This window comes from Cellulomonas sp. SG140 (genome assembly GCF_025770785.1).
Taxonomy (GTDB): domain Bacteria; phylum Actinomycetota; class Actinomycetes; order Actinomycetales; family Cellulomonadaceae; genus Cellulomonas.
Genome location: NZ_JANZLA010000014.1, coordinates 1 through 15,957 on the forward strand (window position 1 = coordinate 1; position 15,957 = coordinate 15,957).

14 protein-coding genes, 1 tRNA gene and 1 pseudogene are annotated in these 15,957 nt (G+C 72.8%); 4 read left to right on the forward strand and 12 right to left on the reverse strand.

Annotation, left to right across the window (positions count from 1 at the left end):
• Positions 1–529: 529 nt before the first annotated feature.
• From N0B34_RS17625 to N0B34_RS17650, 6 genes and pseudogenes are all read right to left on the reverse strand, one after another.
• On the reverse strand, positions 530–1,315 hold the full coding sequence (locus N0B34_RS17625) for a hypothetical protein (RefSeq protein ID WP_263732590.1): 786 nt from the start codon (positions 1,313–1,315) through the stop codon (positions 530–532).
• 277 nt (positions 1,316–1,592) lie between these two features.
• Positions 1,593–2,346, reverse strand: a pseudogene (locus N0B34_RS17630) (IS5 family transposase); the annotation flags it as partial.
• A gap of 1,282 nt (positions 2,347–3,628) precedes the next feature.
• Positions 3,629–3,702: transfer RNA gene (locus tag N0B34_RS17635), tRNA-Thr, on the reverse strand.
• A gap of 70 nt (positions 3,703–3,772) precedes the next feature.
• Entirely contained in the window at positions 3,773–4,699 is a 927-nt protein-coding gene (locus tag N0B34_RS17640; RefSeq protein ID WP_263732591.1) for a DsbA family protein, read from the reverse strand.
• A 44-nt stretch (positions 4,700–4,743) separates the two neighbouring features.
• Complete coding sequence (locus N0B34_RS17645; protein ID WP_263732592.1) at positions 4,744–5,217, reverse strand: hypothetical protein; 474 nt, start codon at positions 5,215–5,217, stop codon at positions 4,744–4,746.
• Positions 5,218–5,310: 93 nt separating this feature from the next.
• Positions 5,311–7,107 carry a serine/threonine-protein kinase gene (locus tag N0B34_RS17650; protein ID WP_263732593.1) on the reverse strand — a complete coding sequence of 599 codons (1,797 nt, stop codon included), beginning with the start codon at positions 7,105–7,107 and terminating at the stop codon, positions 5,311–5,313.
• A gap of 209 nt (positions 7,108–7,316) precedes the next feature.
• On the opposite strand from N0B34_RS17650, the gene N0B34_RS17655 reads away from it, so the two are divergent.
• The 4 genes from N0B34_RS17655 (at position 7,317) to N0B34_RS17670 (ending at position 11,940) form a co-directional block, all read left to right on the forward strand.
• Positions 7,317–8,930 (forward strand): trehalose-6-phosphate synthase, encoded by a 1,614-nt coding sequence (locus N0B34_RS17655; protein WP_318530003.1) that lies wholly within the window; start codon positions 7,317–7,319, stop codon positions 8,928–8,930.
• Positions 8,923–9,711, forward strand: coding sequence for a trehalose-phosphatase (gene otsB, locus N0B34_RS17660; RefSeq protein ID WP_263732594.1), 789 nt, complete (start codon positions 8,923–8,925; stop codon positions 9,709–9,711). The genes N0B34_RS17655 and otsB overlap by 8 nt, the downstream gene beginning before the upstream one ends.
• 97 nt (positions 9,712–9,808) lie before the next feature.
• Positions 9,809–10,726, forward strand: coding sequence for an ABC transporter ATP-binding protein (locus N0B34_RS17665; RefSeq protein WP_263732595.1), 918 nt, complete (start codon positions 9,809–9,811; stop codon positions 10,724–10,726).
• Positions 10,723–11,940 carry an ABC transporter permease gene (locus N0B34_RS17670; protein WP_263732596.1) on the forward strand — a complete coding sequence of 406 codons (1,218 nt, stop codon included), beginning with the start codon at positions 10,723–10,725 and terminating at the stop codon, positions 11,938–11,940. The genes N0B34_RS17665 and N0B34_RS17670 overlap by 4 nt, the downstream gene beginning before the upstream one ends.
• A gap of 42 nt (positions 11,941–11,982) precedes the next feature.
• Here N0B34_RS17670 and N0B34_RS17675 read toward each other — a convergent pair whose 3' ends face one another.
• The 6 genes from N0B34_RS17675 to cheB are packed head-to-tail and all read right to left on the reverse strand — an operon-like array spanning position 11,983 to position 15,889.
• Positions 11,983–12,471, reverse strand: coding sequence for a hypothetical protein (locus N0B34_RS17675; RefSeq protein WP_263732597.1), 489 nt, complete (start codon positions 12,469–12,471; stop codon positions 11,983–11,985).
• Positions 12,468–12,830 carry a response regulator gene (locus tag N0B34_RS17680; protein ID WP_263732598.1) on the reverse strand — a complete coding sequence of 121 codons (363 nt, stop codon included), beginning with the start codon at positions 12,828–12,830 and terminating at the stop codon, positions 12,468–12,470. Before N0B34_RS17680 ends, N0B34_RS17675 begins: the two co-directional genes overlap by 4 nt.
• Positions 12,827–13,315: a chemotaxis protein CheX gene (locus tag N0B34_RS17685; protein WP_263732599.1), complete on the reverse strand. Its 489-nt coding sequence runs from the start codon at positions 13,313–13,315 to the stop codon at positions 12,827–12,829. The genes N0B34_RS17680 and N0B34_RS17685 overlap by 4 nt, the downstream gene beginning before the upstream one ends.
• Entirely contained in the window at positions 13,312–13,707 is a 396-nt protein-coding gene (locus tag N0B34_RS17690) for a response regulator (protein WP_263732600.1), read from the reverse strand. Before N0B34_RS17690 ends, N0B34_RS17685 begins: the two co-directional genes overlap by 4 nt.
• Positions 13,704–14,639 (reverse strand): CheR family methyltransferase, encoded by a 936-nt coding sequence (locus tag N0B34_RS17695; RefSeq protein ID WP_263732601.1) that lies wholly within the window; start codon positions 14,637–14,639, stop codon positions 13,704–13,706. Before N0B34_RS17695 ends, N0B34_RS17690 begins: the two co-directional genes overlap by 4 nt.
• A complete protein-coding gene (gene cheB / locus N0B34_RS17700) occupies positions 14,636–15,889 on the reverse strand; it encodes a chemotaxis-specific protein-glutamate methyltransferase CheB (protein WP_263732602.1) in 1,254 nt (417 codons plus the stop codon). Before cheB ends, N0B34_RS17695 begins: the two co-directional genes overlap by 4 nt.
• Positions 15,890–15,957: the final 68 nt, after the last annotated feature.

The following is a 15,957-nucleotide window of genomic DNA, read 5'->3' on the forward strand; positions in this document are numbered from 1 at the left end:
GTCGAGTGCGGAGCCTGACCTCCGGGCCGCGGCCAAAGCCACCATCGTTGACCTGCCGCGAGGCGCTTCCAGCAGAGGGTCAATCCCACCCCGTCGCCACAGGGTCAATTCCAACCCGTCGTTGACAACGCGACGCCCGAGCCGCTGCCTTGGCCTCCGCGTCACGTCGACCGTGGTCGAGAGCCAGTGCGCCGAGCCAAGTCAGCAGCGCGGCACCAAGAGCGGCGACGACCGGTATCCACAACGAGACGCCACTGGCCGTTGATTGGTCGAGGCCCGACGCCGACAGCACGCCCGTGCCATCGGCACGTGCGGGCGTCCGCTTGAGCAGCGAAGGAAAGGCCGCCGATGGGTGTCGGTCGCGGGCGTTGTTGACCACCGCCCGCAGGCCATCGAGACCCGCGTCAGTGGCTCAGGAAGCACCCATCACGTGCCGATTGGGCGACGCACCGAAGTGGTGGGCACCGGATCAGGCAAGACCCTCTGCCGTAACTGAGCCGCCGCCTTGGCCCTGACCCTGCGTCGGACATCACGCACGAATGAGGAGTTCAAGCATCTCCTGCCGCTGCGTCATGCGCCCAGCGACCCTCGCTCCTCCTTGGCCGAGCGGTCCACCAGCGGGCTCAAGCCAAGCACGCTGCGCCCAACTCACTTCGGTGCCCAAACCGCGCGCTCCCAGGACCATCATCACCCAGCCCGTCACTCCCGAGTTCGGCAAGATCAGCGGCACGCCCGCCTCGCGCACGTTCCACCGCCTGTTCCGCCCGTCCCTCCGGGCCGAGGGCGAGCGCAACGTACTCAGCCGCCGCCGCGTACCGACCCGCTTGGCCAAGCCCTCTTCCGGCATCGCGCTGCTTTGATCTCTACGGCAACGACGCTCACAACCGGGGACAACAGCTGAGCGCAGGTACCAGGTGCTGCCGGCGATGCGAACCCAGCCACGAGCTTCCAGAAGCGGGCCCACCACCTTGGTCAACCAGCGCGCTGAGACCTTCCCCAGCACGCCGAGCCTCGACACGTCCGCGACCCCGCCTTCACGCTCCAGAATCCGCAGCGTCATGAGTAGCCGCCGTTCTGGGACTGCGAGCAGCGCCCCGTCGGCGCGGCGGGTCAGCTCGCGACCCGCGAAATGGACATGAACGACATCGATCACCCCGTACTCACACGGGACCTCAAGGAACGTGCCGAGCGTGTCGTTGCCGTCGCCATCGGGCGGTGTCGGCACCAGCAGCTCAGGGACGCGCATCACTGGGACGATCAGATCCGCCTCACCACCGCGCATGACCGTAGCTCGACGGTCGAGCAACGTGGACATGGAGGCGACGGTACGGGCACGAACTGATCGCACCTCGGGCGATCGAGGACTCGCGAGCCCCCGCGGACACGCACAAGCCAGGGCGTGTCTCCCATAGTTGCGGGTCTGGTGGGGAGAGTGGTCCGGGACCAGCGGCTACTTCCAGCGTGTGCGGTGGCTGCACGACGTTGGCGAAGATCCCGTCGTGCTGTGGGCGCAGGTCGTCGATGGCTGGGAGGCGCGGAAGGTCGACGAGCGAGCAGGTCTGGTCCCGCGCCCGCGCTGGTTCCTGACCCTGTTACGCGCGGGTCCAGGTGATGCAGGCGGCGAGGACGACGGCGGCGCGGTTGGTGATGGCGAGCTTGTCGTATCGAGTGGCCAAGCCGCGCCATAGCTTGGTCAGTGCGAAGTGACGTTCGACGACGTTGCGGCCGCAGTAGGCGGTGGCGTCGAGCCCGGGAGGTCGCCCGCCGCGGACGCCGCGTCGCCGCCGGGCCGCAATCGTGTCGGACTTCTCGAGAATCACGACCTTGATGCCGCGGGCGCGCAACGCCACGCGGTAGGCGCCCGCGGAGTACGCCTTGTCGGCGACGACGGCGTCGGGTCGGGTGCGTAGTCGGCCCGCGCCCAGGCGTGGGACGCGGATGTCGGCCAGGACCGTCGCGAGCAGCGCACCGTCGTTGCGGTGCCCGCCAGTCACGACCGCGGCCAAACGGCGGCCACGTCCGTCGACCGCTGCGTGGATCTTCGTCGTCAGTCCGCCACGCGAACGTCCGACGTCGTGACCTGCTGGTTCACATTCCTCGAGCGACAGATTCCTGTGATTCGACCTGGCCCCCTGTGTCCTGCTCGGGGCGTGTCGTGTTCGTTGCGTGCTGGTGAGCGCGCGCAATCGTGGCCTCCACCGACACGATCTAGTCGATCTGACCGGCCGCGTCGGCCTCCGCCAGCAACCGGGCCAGCACCCGGTCCCAGGTTCCGTCCGCGGCATAGCGGCGATGCCGCTTCCAGACCGTCTGCCACGGCGCGAACTGCTCGCGCGGAAGATCCCGTGGCTTGGGACGGTGCTCCGCACCCTGGCGCTGGATCGGCGCGGTTGACCCCCGGCCGGTCCGGGCTGAGGCATCGCTCCGGTAACCGAAGCGATGCCTCAGAGCATGGTCCGTGCCGGCTCCAAGGTACGCTGCTACTTCAAGGCAAGCGCGCCGCCTCCGGCGGCGCTCCCTCCGGCGGACTTGCCGCGCCTCGCAATCAGTCCGCGCAGCCTGCCCAATCTCGCTCTCAGGCGATACCCGCCATGCCGCGAGACAGACTGTTCTCCCGTCCTTAGGTCAACCCTGAGAACACTTTTCCGTCGGTGGCGTACCGGCGCGGTCAAGTAATGAATCTCCAACTCTACACGATGCTCGTCTGTCTCTTGGTGCGAAATGCGGAACGCACAATCGGCACCTGGGCTGATTAGTGCGTAGAACAATGGCCCGTGTGGCTGGTGGTCTGCTAAATGCCCGAATGTTACCCGGGGTTCAACGTTAATCGCCGAAGCGTCACCAATGTTCCAGAGGTGGACGTCTTTCCAGGTGTGAAAGCCTGTGACGCGGACCCGCCAATCGACCCTTGGCCGATCACGGTACGCCTGCAAAACGGTCCAGACCGCCGCCAGCGCTGCGATGGCGGCGAGAGAGGAAGTTATCCACCAACCCCCATCTAGCCACCATGGGAGTGCCTGAGTCGGGACTTCAGGTGCTTGGATGTGCACCACCCAAGGTTAACTCCGGTCGATCCGCGGGAACTAACTCATGACTCGTTGAGGCACGCACGCCGAACTCGGCTCACAGCTGGACGCCGAGACTTCGACGAAACCGATCCCGACTTTGTGCATGAACAGCATGCCGACTTCGACGACGCGATTGGAGCAAGGGAACGCTCTCGGAGTCGGTGACGGTGGCTCACTGCCCGTCGGTTCGACGGCCGAGGTGACCGCTCGGCGGTCCAAGCAGAGGGGCGTGCGGTTGTGTCGAGGACTAGTGCCGTTCGCCACAGACGTGGGACGGGCCGGTTCTTGCGTGCTGGATGGGGGGAGCAACGCCGGCGCTACCGATGGGGCAGGGCGTCTCGAGCAGCGAGGTCCCTATCGGATCTCTTCGCCGCAGACGGCCGTCATCCCTCGCGAACGCTGGGGCGCTGAGGACTCGTCCCCACCAACTCAAGGCCCGGACCGTTCAAGGACTCGGACGGTCTCTTGCTCTGCGTCCCGAAGGCCCAAGTCATGCCCATATCAGGCATGGACGGACTTCTGCCAACCCAAGGCGCCGACTTTCACCAACCACTCAGGAGAGCCCCCTGTCGGATTCGAACCGACGACCTGCCGCTTACAAGGCGGCTGCTCTGGCCAGCTGAGCTAAGGAGGCGAGGGGGTCCAGCGTAACGACCGCCACGACGGCGGTCGCCACGCCGGACCCACGGGTGGGCCGGGGTGGATCAGCCCTTGGCCGCCTTGGCGGTGTTCACCTTCGCCAGCAGCGCGCCGGGGGTGCTCCAGAAGCCGGCGTCCGAGGAGTTCTGGCCGCCGACCTGCTTGCCGTCGATCAGGATCGTCGGCGTCGCGATGCCGCCGAGCGTGTCGTTGGCGTGCTGGGTGGCCGCCGCGAGGAACGGGGCGTAGGTGCGCCACGTGCCGGTCTTGGTGGCCGACCCGGCCTTGTACGTACCCGTGACGGTGTCGGTGAAGTGCGCGATCACGCTGTCCGGAACGCCTGCCGACTTGGCGATGTCACCGATCTTGGCGTCGGCCAGGCCGGGGGTGTTCTCCGCGGGCTGGCCGTTGAAGAGGGCCGTCATGAACGCCGTGAACTTGTCCGGCGCCTGGTCGGCCACCACCATCAGCGCGTTGCCGGCGCGGGTGGAGTAGAAGGTGCCGAGCGAGCTCGGGTCGAGGAAGGAGAGCGGCTGGAAGACGACGGTGACGCCGCCCTCCTTGATCAGGGTGTCGATGTCGGCGGAGTTGATCTTGTCGAACTGCTGGCAGATGGGGCACTGCATGTCGAAGTAGATGGTCAGCGTGGTGTCGTTGGCACCGGCCACGCCGACACCGCCCGAGCTGATGGGGATGCCGCCGGAGCTGTCCGCCGTCTTGGGCTTGGTGACGGAGTCGAGGCTCGGCGCCGTGACGTTGGTGCCGCCACCGCCGTAGGCGACCTTGCCGTAGGCGTCCTTGGCGGCCTTGTTGTTGATCAGCACGGTGGCGACGACGCCGATCAGCACGACGACGGCGAGGACCAGCCCGCCGATGGCGAGCATGCGGTTGCGGCGCTCCTTGCGCTGCTGCTCCTGGCGCATCTGCAGCGCCTTGGCGCGAGCGTCGTCACGGCGCTGCGCCTTGCTGGGGCGGGGTTCGTTGGTGGGCATGGCTGTACTCCTGGTTCCGGGTTGCTGCGGGGACGGACGGCTGCTCAGGCAGGCAGCGGCGGTCCCCGGTGCGGCCGGACGTGCACCAGCCACCGGTCCAGGCGCACCCGCGGAGCGGGCAGCGGCGGTCGTGGGCGACGCGCGACCGGCAGCGGCCGGTCGGCGGGCGCCGGACGGGTCAGGGCGGCGCGGACCAGGGCCGCCGCGGCACGAGCCGCCCGCAGCAGCACCGTGCCGAGCCCCAGCCCGCCCGCGACGAGAGCGAGGTGCAGCGCGAGCACCGGGAGCGCGACGGACAGCAGGACGACGACGCCGCTGGGCGCGGATCCGAGACCGAGGGTGCCGGCCGGGCAGTCCGCCCGGTCCCGCAGCACCAGCAGGTCGATGCCGAGCCGTCCCCAGGAACCGGTGGTCACGCACTCGTGCAGCAGCACGCGGCCCTGGGTCAGCACGACGCCCGCACCGGCGGTCAGCAGGGCAGCGGCCAGCGCCGCACCGTGCCGTCCGCTCGCGCGCATGGCGCCAGGGTAGGGCAGCGACCTGTCGGGACGGCATCCGCCGGACGGGTCCACGGCCTGCGTCGTCGTGCGTGCGCGCCGGGGCCGCGCGGGTCAGGCGCTCGGCAGCGTCGGGGTGGGCAGCGGGGACCAGACGATGGCGCCGCCGTCCAGCACCCGCACCAGGAGCATCGCCGTCACGCCGAGGGCCAGCAGCACCAGCACCAGCGCACCGAGCCAGTTGGGGGTGACCACCCACAGCGCCCGCCGCGCACCGAGCCGCGTCATGGCGGAGAGCGGGCCGAACCACAGCAGCACCACGCCGGCGAGCACGACGAGGCCCACCAGCACCGACGCCGTCGGACCCTGCAGCGGGCCGCCCTGGTGACTGGTGCCGACCGTCCAGCGCCCCGTGCCGACCAGCCACCAACCGATGCCCAGACCGATCACCATCACGCTCGCCGCGACCAGCACGCTCGGCACCAGGCCGAGCACCGCGCGCAGCAGGTGCCAGGGGCTGGAGACGGTGGCGACCAGGCGGTCCGAGGCCCGGACACCGTGCTTCTCCCGCCGGCCGTGCATCGCCTCGACGGTGGAGCCGAACGCCCGCACCAGCAGCACCACCGCACCGACGACGATCAGGGTGCGCCCCGGCCACGAGGCACCCGCGGCGGCGACCAGCAGGCCGAGGGCCGCCACCGACCCCCACCGGCGGCGGGCGTGCGGCCGCACGTAGCCGGACCCTTCCTCGGCCGGCCCCGTCGACTCGTCGAGGTCCTCCTCGATCCACTCGACGGCCTCGTCGACGTCCACCGGACGCACCCGCCACGGGTGGCGCGGGTCCGTGCCGTCGTCGTACGGCTCGTCGAGCTCGCCGTCGGGCTCGTCGTCGTCGGGCTCGGCACCGTCGTCCAGCCGGATGTCGTCGCCGTCTCCCGCGTCACCGGGCGCGAAGGCGCGCGTGCGACCGTCGTTCGCCCCCCGACCGGCGAGCGCGACGGTGGCGCCCGCACCCGCCGCACCCACCCGCGCCGGCACGGCCACCGTGCCGGCCGCGTCCGCTCCGCTCAGCACGCGGGTCGCCGCGCCGTCCACCGGATCACCGTCCACCGCGGCCGTCCGCAGGGCCGAGACCACGTCGTCCGCCGCGAGGCGCCGCTGCGGGTCGGGGTCCAGCGCCCGGCGCAGCGCCCCCGCCGTCACCGGGCCCAGGTCCGCCAGGTCCGCCGAGCCGGTCCGCGCCCGCGCCAGGACCACGTCCACCGCCCCGCTGCCGAAGGGCGGCCGCCCGGTCGCCGCGAACGCGAGCACCGCAGCCCAGCCCCACAGGTCGCTGCCCGGGCTCGGCTCGGCACCCGACAGCAGCTCGGGTGCGAGGTAGCCGGGCGTGCCCATCACCAGGCCGGTGGAGGTCAGGTGCTCGTCCCCCGCGTCCTGCGCGATGCCGAAGTCGATCAGCACGGGGCCGTGGTCGGTGAGCAGCACGTTGGACGGCTTCAGGTCGCGGTGCACCACGCCGGCGGCGTGCACGGCCGCGAGCGCGTCGCGCAGGCCGGCGGCGAGGTCGGCGAGCTCCTCGGCGCCGAGCGGGCCGCGCGCGTGCACGCGGGCGGCGAGGTCCTGCCCGTCGACCAGCTCGGTGACCAGGAACGCCTCGGTGGAGTCGACCTCGGCGTCGAGCACCGCGGCGACGGCCGGGTGCCGCAGCCGTTGCAGCGCCGCGACCTCGCGCATCAGCCGCGCGCGGGCGGCCGCGTCGGCACCGACGTGCGGGTGCAGCAGCTTGAGCGCCACCGGCGAGCCACCGCCGTCGACCGCGCGGTAGACGGTCCCCATGCCCCCCGCACCGAGCGGGGAGACGACGGTGTAGCCACCGATCTCCGACCCCGGCGCCAGACCGATCCGCTCCATGACGGAACGGTATCCGCGCACCGTCCGGGCGCCAGCGCGCGGCGCCGCAGGGCCTCGAGCCGAGCCGCGAACCGGTGGCGTCAGCCCCGCCGCCCGCGTCGTCACCAGACCCCCACCAGCAGGTTCACCAGCATCTTCACCGGGCGACCGCACCCGAACGCCGCTAGTTTGGACGGCACCGCCCGAAGGAGCTGATCGCGCTGTCCCACGTGCCTGCCGGCGCCCACGAGCTGGTGGTCGTCGCGAACCGCCTGCCCGTCGACATCTCCCTCGACGACGAGGGGAGGATGAGCTGGACCCGGGCACCGGGAGGCCTGGTCACGGCTCTCTCGCCGGTGATGCGCAAGTCGCGGGGCGCCTGGGTGGGCTGGGGCGGGTCCCCCGACCTCGAGGTGGACGCGTTCGACGCGGACGGCCTGCACCTGGTGCCGGTGCCGCTGACGGCCGGCGACGTCGAGGGGTTCTACGAGGGGTTCGCCAACGACACGCTCTGGCCGCTGTACCACGACGTGATCACGCCGCCGACGTACCACCGGCAGTGGTGGGACGCCTACCGGCGGGTGAACGACCGGTACGCGCGGGCAGCCGCCGAGCAGGTGGCGCACGGCGGCACCGTCTGGGTGCACGACTACCAGCTGCAGCTGGTGCCGGCCCGGTTGCGGGAGCTGCGGCCGGACGTGCGGATCGGGTTCTTCTGCCACATCCCGTTCCCGCCGCTGGAGCTGTTCGCCCAGCTGCCCTGGCGACGACAGGTGGTGGACGGCCTGCTCGGCGCGGACCTGCTGGGCTTCCAGCGGCCCGGTGACGCGGGCAACTTCGTCCGGGCGGTCCGACGGCTGACCGACCTGCCGACCCACGGTCTGCTGATCACCGTCGGCGACCGCGAGGTGCGGGCCGGCTCGTTCCCCATCTCCATCGACTCGCACGCCTTCGACGAGCTGGCCCGCACGCCTGCCGTCGCGGCGCGCGCACGGGAGATCCGCAGCGAGCTCGGTGACCCCAAGGTGGTGCTGCTGGGCGTCGACCGGCTGGACTACACCAAGGGCATCCGGCACCGGCTCAAGGCGTACGGCGAGCTACTGGCCGAGGGTCGGCTGTCCCCCGCCGAGACGACCCTGGTGCAGGTCGCGAGCCCCAGCCGGGAGAACGTCGGCGCCTACATGCAGCTGCGCGACGAGGTGGAGCTGCTGGTGGGCCGCATCAACGGCGACTTCGGCCAGGTGGGCCACGCCCCGGTGCAGTACCTGCACCAGTCGTACGGCATGGAGGAGATGGCGGCGCTGTACCTGGCCGCCGACGTGATGCTGGTGACGGCCCTGCGGGACGGCATGAACCTGGTGGCCAAGGAGTACGTCGCCGCACGGTCCGACGAGCGCGGGGCGCTGGTGCTGTCCGAGTTCACGGGCGCGGCGGACGAGCTGCGCGGCGCCCTGCTGGTCAACCCGCACGACATCGACGGGCTGAAGGACGCCATCGCGTACGGCGCGCGGATCGACGGGCGCGAGGCGCGCAAGCGGATGCGGCGGCTGCGCCGGCGGGTGCTGGGGCACGACGTGTCCGCATGGTCGGCGGAGTTCCTCGCGGCGCTGCGGGCCGATCCGGTGGCGGTGCTGGGCGACGGCAGCCTGCAGTCGGCGCTCTACCCCCGGACCGGCAGCGAGCACCTGCCGTCCCCGCGGTCCGAGGGCGGTGTAGGCGCCCGCTCGGACGCGGCGGCGGGCGTGGAGTCGGACGACATGGCGGCGGTCGAGGCGGGCCAGCCGGCGCCGCCGCTCGACGGTGATGCCACGGCGGGCGACCGGCGGGGGCGATCAGATGGCTGACGGGACGGCAGCGCTGACGGACCGCCTCGCGGCGGTCGCGGACGACCAGGCGCGGCGGCCGCTGCTGGTGGCGCTGGACTTCGACGGCACCCTGGCCCCCCTCCAGGACGACCCGTCGAGGTCCGCGATCACCGCCGACGGTGTCACGGTGCTGGAGCGGCTCGCGGCGCTGCCCCAGGTGACGCTCGCCCTGGTCTCCGGCCGCTCGATGGCCGACCTGCACAAGCTCGCCGCCGTGCCGGCCGGCACGGTGCTGATCGGCAGCCACGGCGCCGAGCGGGCACGGCGCACCCGGTTCGGGCTGGACCGGGACGTGGTCCGGCTCACCGACGAGCAGGCCGACCTGCTGGCGGTGCTCGGTGCCCGGGCCGCGACCGTCGCCCGCGGTCGGGACGGCGTGTGGGTGGAGAGCAAGCCGACCGCGGTGGTGGTGCACTCGCGGCTGGCTCCCCGGGACGTCGCGGCGGTGGCGTGCGACGAGGCGCTGGCCCTCGGCGCCGACACCGGTGTGGACGTGATGCAGGGCAAGGACGTGGTGGAGCTGTCGGTGCTGCACGCCGACAAGGGCGCGGCGCTGACCGCCCTCCGCGACGAGCTGGGCGCCGAGCTGGTGCTCTACGCCGGTGACGACGTGACGGACGAGCGGGCGTTCGCCGCGCTGCGGCCCGACGACGTCACGGTGAAGGTCGGTGACGGCGACACGTCGGCGGCCTACCGGGTGCCCGGCACCGAGGAGCTGGTCGCCGCGCTGGACGGCTTCGCGGACGCGCTCGCCGGCTGACGTCCACGACACGCACCTGGCGGGCTGAAAGGCCTGGTCGCAGCGCCTTCCACGTGGTCGGATGTGGCGTACCGCCGTCCGTCAGGGGAGCACGCGCATGCCCGATCTCGAGCTGGACCGACTCGACAAGTCCTACGGGGAGCTGCGCGCGCTGCGCGAGCTGAGCCTGACGGCGCACGCCGGGGAGATCCTCGGCTTCGTCGGCTCGAACGGGGCCGGCAAGACCACCGCAATGCGGATCGTGATGGGCGTGCTCGCGGCGGACGGCGGGCAGGTGCGCTGGGACGGGCGGCCGCTCGACCTGGCCGCGCGCCGGCGGATCGGCTACATGCCCGAGGAGCGCGGCCTGTACCCGCGGATGCGCGTCGGTGAGCAGCTGGAGTACCTGGCGCGCCTGCACGGGCTGGACCAGGCCGCGGCGCGGGCGGCGGCGACCGAGTGGATGGAGATCCTCGGCGTCAGCGCGCGGCGGGACGACGAGGTGCAGAAGCTGTCGCTGGGCAACCAGCAGCGCGTGCAGCTGGCCGCGGCCCTGCTGCACACCCCCGACGTGCTGGTGCTCGACGAGCCGTTCTCCGGCCTGGACCCGGTGGCGGTGGACGTCATGAGCGCCGTGCTGCGGGAGCGCTCCCGAGCGGGGGTGCCGGTGCTGTTCTCCTCGCACCAGCTGGACCTGGTGGAGCGGCTGTGCGACAGCGTCGGGATCGTCAAGGACGGGGCGATGGTGGCGGTCGGCAGCATCGAGCAGCTGCGCGCCTACGAACGGCCGCGGTGGCTGGTGGACGGGCCGCCCGGTGGCGGCGCGTGGGTGGACGGCGTGCCCGGGGTGCACGTGGTCCAGGCCGAGGGGACGCGAACGGTCGTCGAGCTGGACGCGACCGCCGTCGGTGCGGAGCAACCCCTGCTGCAGGCGGCGCTGGCCGCCGGTGCCGTCCGGGAGTTCGGGCCCGTGCGGCCCTCGCTGGTGGAGCTGTACCGCGACGTGGTGAGCGTCCCGACGGAGGTGGCGGCATGAGCGGCACCGTGACGACCCCGGACCGGCTCGGCGCCGGCGCGACCATCCGCCTCGTGGCGGGCCGGGAGATCACCACCCGGCTGCGGTCCAAGTCGTTCCGCCTGATCACCGGGCTGCTGCTGCTGCTCGTCGTCGGCGGCGGCGTCGCCCTGCACCTGGCGACCGCGTCCCCGTCCACCAAGCAGGTGGCGCTGGTGCCGGGGACCGCGGCCCTCGGTCCGGTGCTCGAGGCGGCGGGCACCGCCAGCGGGCAGCACCTGAGCGCGGTGCCCGTGGCGGACGACGCGGCCGCACGGGCGAAGGTGCAGGACGGCTCCGCGGCGCTCGCCCTGACCGGGACGCCCGCGCAGTTCACCGTGGTGGTCAAGTCGCGCCTGGACCCGTCCCTGACCGCCCTGCTGACGGAGGTGCGCCGGCAGGCCGCGCTCAGCGCGGCGATCACCCAGCTCGGCGGCGACCCGGCCGCGGTGGCGAAGCAGGTGGCGGGAGCCACGCTCGACGTGCAGGCCCTGCAGCCGACACCGGAGCGGGACGCCGCGCAGATCATCGCCGGGTCGCTCGCCGGGATCCTGCTGTTCATCGCGCTGCAGACGGGTGCCCAGCTGGTGGCGCAGGGCGTGGTGGAGGAGAAGTCGAGCCGCGTCGTCGAGCTGCTGCTCGCCACGATCCGGCCGTGGCAGCTGATGGCCGGCAAGGTGGTGGGCATCGGCGTGATCGGGCTGATCCAGGTGGTGGTCCTGGTCGCCGGCGCGGCCGGCACGGCGACCGCGACCGGGCTGGTGGACCCCAGCAAGATCGGCCTCGGCGCGACGGCCGCGTGGGCGCTGGTGTGGTTCGTCGTCGGGTTCGCCGGGTACGCGGTGGTGCTCGCGGCGCTGGCCGCGCTGGTGTCCCGGCAGGAGGACGTCGGCTCGGTGACGGCACCCGTGGTGATGCTGATGGTGGTGCCCTACATGCTCGGCATCACGCTCGGCGTGCAGGACCCGACCAGCCCCGTCATCGTCTGGCTGAGCTTCATCCCGTTCGCCTCACCGATCGTCATGCCGATCCGGGTGGCCATGGGCACCGCGCCGACGTGGGAGGTGCTGGTGTCGCTGGCGATCTCGGCAGCCCTGATCCCCGTGCTGGTGTGGGGCGCTGGGCGCATCTACTCCAACGCGGTGGTGCGGATGGGCGCGCGCGTGCGGCTGCGCGACGCCCTGCACTCCGTCTGACCCGCGGGTCCCGGGCCCGGACGGCGGCCGCGCCCGGACCCGTCAGGGGATCAGCAGGATCGAGACCGCGCCCTCGCCGTAGCCGGCGATGTCCACCGTCAGGTCGAGGCGGGGCACGTAGGCCTTGACCCACCGCGCGAGGTCGTGCGGCAGCGGCTGACCCGGCTCGACGACCCCGTCCAGGCGCAGGTGCGGCGCGTCCGCGGTGTTGAACAGCGACGCGGTCACGTTGAGCACCTCGGCGGCGTTCTCCGCCAGGGTGTCCGACAGCTCCTGCGCGGCGACGTCGCCCTCCGAGATGCGATTGGGCACCAGGCCGATCGCGGCACCGCACCGGGCGGCGAACGCCAGGTCGAGCACCACCAGGGCCCGCAGGCGCAGCAGCCGGTCGACGTAGGCGCCGACCATGGCACCGCCCGGCTCGGCCGGGTCGATGATCCGGCCGCCGGTCAGCACCTGGACGTCACGGCCCAGCAGCCCCTCGACCAGCTCGCGGAACTCCTGCGCGGACGGCAGCGGGGTGTCGCTCATGCCAGCACCGGGTCGATGACCTCGCGGAACGACTCCGGGGTGAACGGCTTGGCGATGAGGAACAGCGCGCCCGCCGCCTCCGCCTTCTCGCGCATCTCCGGCGACCCCTCGGACGTGACGAACCCGAACGGCGTGCCGAACCCCTCCTGCCGCAGCCGCCGGAGCAGCTCGATCCCCGTCATCTCCGGCATGTTCCAGTCGGACAGCACCACGTCGGGCTCGTCCGCACGGATCTCCTCGAGCGCCTGCGCACCGTCCGCCGCCTCGCGGACCTCCCAGTCGTAACCGGCCTGGCGCAGCGTGCGGATGACGATCTGCCGCATCACGCGGCTGTCGTCGGCCACCAGCACCCTGATCATCGCTCCCCCTCTCGCACCGAGCTGGCCGTCGACACGGGCTCGGCCACCTCCCACACAGTGACCACGAACGGGTGGCCGCGCCACGCGAGCGGCACCCGCTGGACGGCGGCGGCCAGCTGCCCGTCCGGCAACCGGTCCGCCACCTTGGGCAGCCCCAACGTGCCGTGCTCCGGCAGCAGGGCCTTGACGTTGCCGCCGACGACGTTGGCGAGCTCGCCGAGCGCGTCCACCACGTCCTCGCGGGGAACCGTCTCGTCCGCCTCCATCGAGAGCAGCGCGCGGGCCAGCTCGTGGGCCGCCGGCGTGCTCGTCTCGAGCGACGCGCGGCCGAGCCAGGGCCCGTGCACGTCCACCCAGGCGACCACCGCGTCGGACCCCGTGCCGGCGTCCGGCCACGGCACCAGGGACTCCGGCTCGCCGTCGATCATCGCGGCGAACACCTCCTGGGCGATCGCCTGGACCTCCTCGTGCGCGATCGGGCTCATGCCAGACCTCCGGCGGCGACGGGCTCCGGCACCAGGCCGAGCAGCTCGAGCTTCTCCCGCAGGGCGTCCGCGGTGAAGGGCTTGATCACGTACTCGTGGGCGCCGGCGGCCAGCGCCCGGACGATCTGCGAGTGCTCCGACTCGGTAGTGACCATCACCAGCGTGACGGCCCGCCACAGCGGGTTGGCCCGCACGCGGGTGACGAACTGCAGCCCGTCCAGCACGGGCATGTTCCAGTCGACGCAGGCGAGGTCCACCTCGAGGCCACCCTCGAGCAGGTCGAGCGCGGCCTGGCCGTGCTCGGCCTCGTGCACCTCATACCCGAACGCCGCCAGCGTGGCTCGGACGATGCGCCGCATGGTGCGCGAGTCGTCGATGACCAGGGCTCTCACGGTGCGACTCCTCTGAACGTCGGGACGGCGGCGCGAGTGCGGTCCGCCGCGCTGAGCGGGTGCGGGATGGTGCCGGCGAGCCGCCGGGCGGTCTCGGTGGGGAGGGTGGCGGTGAGCGGACGGCCGATGGCGCGGTGCAGGCACGCACGGCCGGCCTCCACCCGCTCGAACCCGTCGTGCACGCCGAGGGTGGTCTCCGCGGCGCCGAGCACCAGGTACCCGCCGGGCCGCATGGCGCGCAGCACCCGGTCGAGCACGGCGCGCTTGACGGCCAGGTCGAAGTAGATGAGGACGTTCCGCAGGAAGACGACGTCGAACGGGCCGCCCGCCGGTGCCGGGTCCAGCAGGTTGTGGCGGCGGAACGTGATCACCTTGCGCAGCGGGTCGGACACCTGCCAGTGCGCACCGGCCCGCTGGAAGTGGCGCACCAGCATGGGCGCCGGCAGGCCGCGGTTGATCTCCAGCTGCGTGTACGTGCCGGCCCGGGCGCGCGCGAGCACCTGCTCCGACAGGTCGGTGGCGGTGATCGACAGCGCCGTGCCCGCGTCCAGGATGCCGTCCAGCACCATGGCGATGGAGTACGGCTCCTGCCCGGTGGAGCACGCGGCGGACCACACCCGCAGGCTGTCCAGCCGGCCCAGGTGCGCGCGCAGCGCGGGGACGACGTGCTGGGACAGCGCCGTGAACGGCGTCTGGTCGCGGAACCACGACGTCTCGTTGGTGGTCAGCGCCTCGACCACACCCGTCAGCTCGGTCTCGCGGGGCTGGGCGCGCAGCGCGCGGACGTAGGCGTCGACGTCCATCCCGCGCTCGCGGGCGAGGGGCGCCAGGCGGCTCTCGACCAGGTACTCCTTGCCCGGTTCGAGGCTGATGGCGCTGCGCTGCCGCACCAGGTCGGCGACGTAGGCGAACGTGTCGGCGGCGAGCGTCATCGGACCCCTCCCGTGAGGTGTGCGGCGGGTTGTGGGGTGCCGACGGCGGCGGCGACGGCGGCCTCGAGCGCGCCGGGCACCTCGTCGAGCGGCAGGACGCGGTGGGCGAAGCCCGACGTGGTGACGGCTCCGGGCATGCCCCAGACGACGCTGGTCGCCTCGTCCTGGGCGAGCACGGTGCCGCCGGCGGCGACGATCTTGCCGGCGCCGTTGCGGCCGTCGGAGCCCATGCCGGTGAGCACCGCGCACACCAGGTCGCCGCCGACGGCCTCGACGGCGGAGTCGAACATCACGTCGACCGACGGCTTGCAGAAGTTCACCGGCGGCCCCTGGTCGAGCACCGCGCGCAGCGTGCCGCGGACATTGCGCACCAGCAGGTGCTCACCACCCGGCGCGATGTACACGTGGCCGGGCCGCAGCTCCTCGCCGTCCACCGCCTCGCTGACGCGGGCGGGGCCGAGCCGGTCGAGCCGTGCCGCGAGCTGGTGGGTGAACACCGGCGGCATGTGCTGGACCACCACCACGGGCACCCGCGGCGGGGTGGTCAGCGCCGTGACCAGGGTGGACAGCGCCTGCGGACCGCCGGTCGACGAGCCGACCACCACCATCCGCACCGGGTGCGGGGCGGGCGGCGCCGGGCTTGCGGCGCGGGCCGGCACCGTCCCACCCGCGGGCGCCGTCCGCGCGAGCCCGAAGCCGGCGGCGCGGGACGCGAACCCACCGAGGGCCTGGCCGCCGGGCGCCGCGACCGGGGCGTACCCGCCGGGCGTCCGCAGGCCGAGGCCACCGGGCCCGGCAGCAGCCGGACGGGCACCGAGGTGACCGCGGCCGGCTGCTCCCGGACCGCCGGCCAGCACCAGGATCTTGGGGATCAGCTCCTCGGCGACCCGGGCGATGGACTCCTGGACCGAGCCCATGTTCGACGGCTTGGTCACGTAGTCGCTGGCGCCGGCCACGAGGGCGTCCAGCGTGGCCGCCGCCCCGCGCTCGGTCAGCGTGGAGAACATGATGATCGGCACGCGCGAGCCGGACGTGCGCAGCGCGCGGACCGCCTCGATGCCGTTCATGTCCGGCATCTCGACGTCCATGGTCACCACGTCGGGCTTGAGCTGCTCGACGCGGGCCAGGGCCCGGCGGCCGTCCGACGCCGTGCCGACCACCTCGACCCGGGGGTCGGCGGCGAGGGCGTCGGTGACGAGCCGTCGCACGACGACGGAGTCGTCGACGACGAGGACGCGGATCGCGGTCATCGAGGCCTCCGGGCTGTGGGGGTCGGGACGGACGGGTGGACAGGGTGCCGGGTCCGCACCGGCCCGGT

Coding starts and splice junctions, on each gene's coding strand:
- N0B34_RS17625 (WP_263732590.1), bottom strand. CDS start 1,315: ATGTCCACGTTGCTCGACCGTCGAGCTACGGTCATGCGCGGTGGTGAG.
- N0B34_RS17640 (WP_263732591.1), bottom strand. CDS start 4,699: ATGCCCACCAACGAACCCCGCCCCAGCAAGGCGCAGCGCCGTGACGAC.
- N0B34_RS17645 (WP_263732592.1), bottom strand. CDS start 5,217: ATGCGCGCGAGCGGACGGCACGGTGCGGCGCTGGCCGCTGCCCTGCTG.
- N0B34_RS17650 (WP_263732593.1), bottom strand. CDS start 7,107: ATGGAGCGGATCGGTCTGGCGCCGGGGTCGGAGATCGGTGGCTACACC.
- otsB (WP_263732594.1), top strand. CDS start 8,923: ATGGCTGACGGGACGGCAGCGCTGACGGACCGCCTCGCGGCGGTCGCG.
- N0B34_RS17665 (WP_263732595.1), top strand. CDS start 9,809: ATGCCCGATCTCGAGCTGGACCGACTCGACAAGTCCTACGGGGAGCTG.
- N0B34_RS17670 (WP_263732596.1), top strand. CDS start 10,723: ATGAGCGGCACCGTGACGACCCCGGACCGGCTCGGCGCCGGCGCGACC.
- N0B34_RS17675 (WP_263732597.1), bottom strand. CDS start 12,471: ATGAGCGACACCCCGCTGCCGTCCGCGCAGGAGTTCCGCGAGCTGGTC.
- N0B34_RS17680 (WP_263732598.1), bottom strand. CDS start 12,830: ATGATCAGGGTGCTGGTGGCCGACGACAGCCGCGTGATGCGGCAGATC.
- N0B34_RS17685 (WP_263732599.1), bottom strand. CDS start 13,315: ATGAGCCCGATCGCGCACGAGGAGGTCCAGGCGATCGCCCAGGAGGTG.
- N0B34_RS17695 (WP_263732601.1), bottom strand. CDS start 14,639: ATGACGCTCGCCGCCGACACGTTCGCCTACGTCGCCGACCTGGTGCGG.
- cheB (WP_263732602.1), bottom strand. CDS start 15,889: ATGACCGCGATCCGCGTCCTCGTCGTCGACGACTCCGTCGTCGTGCGA.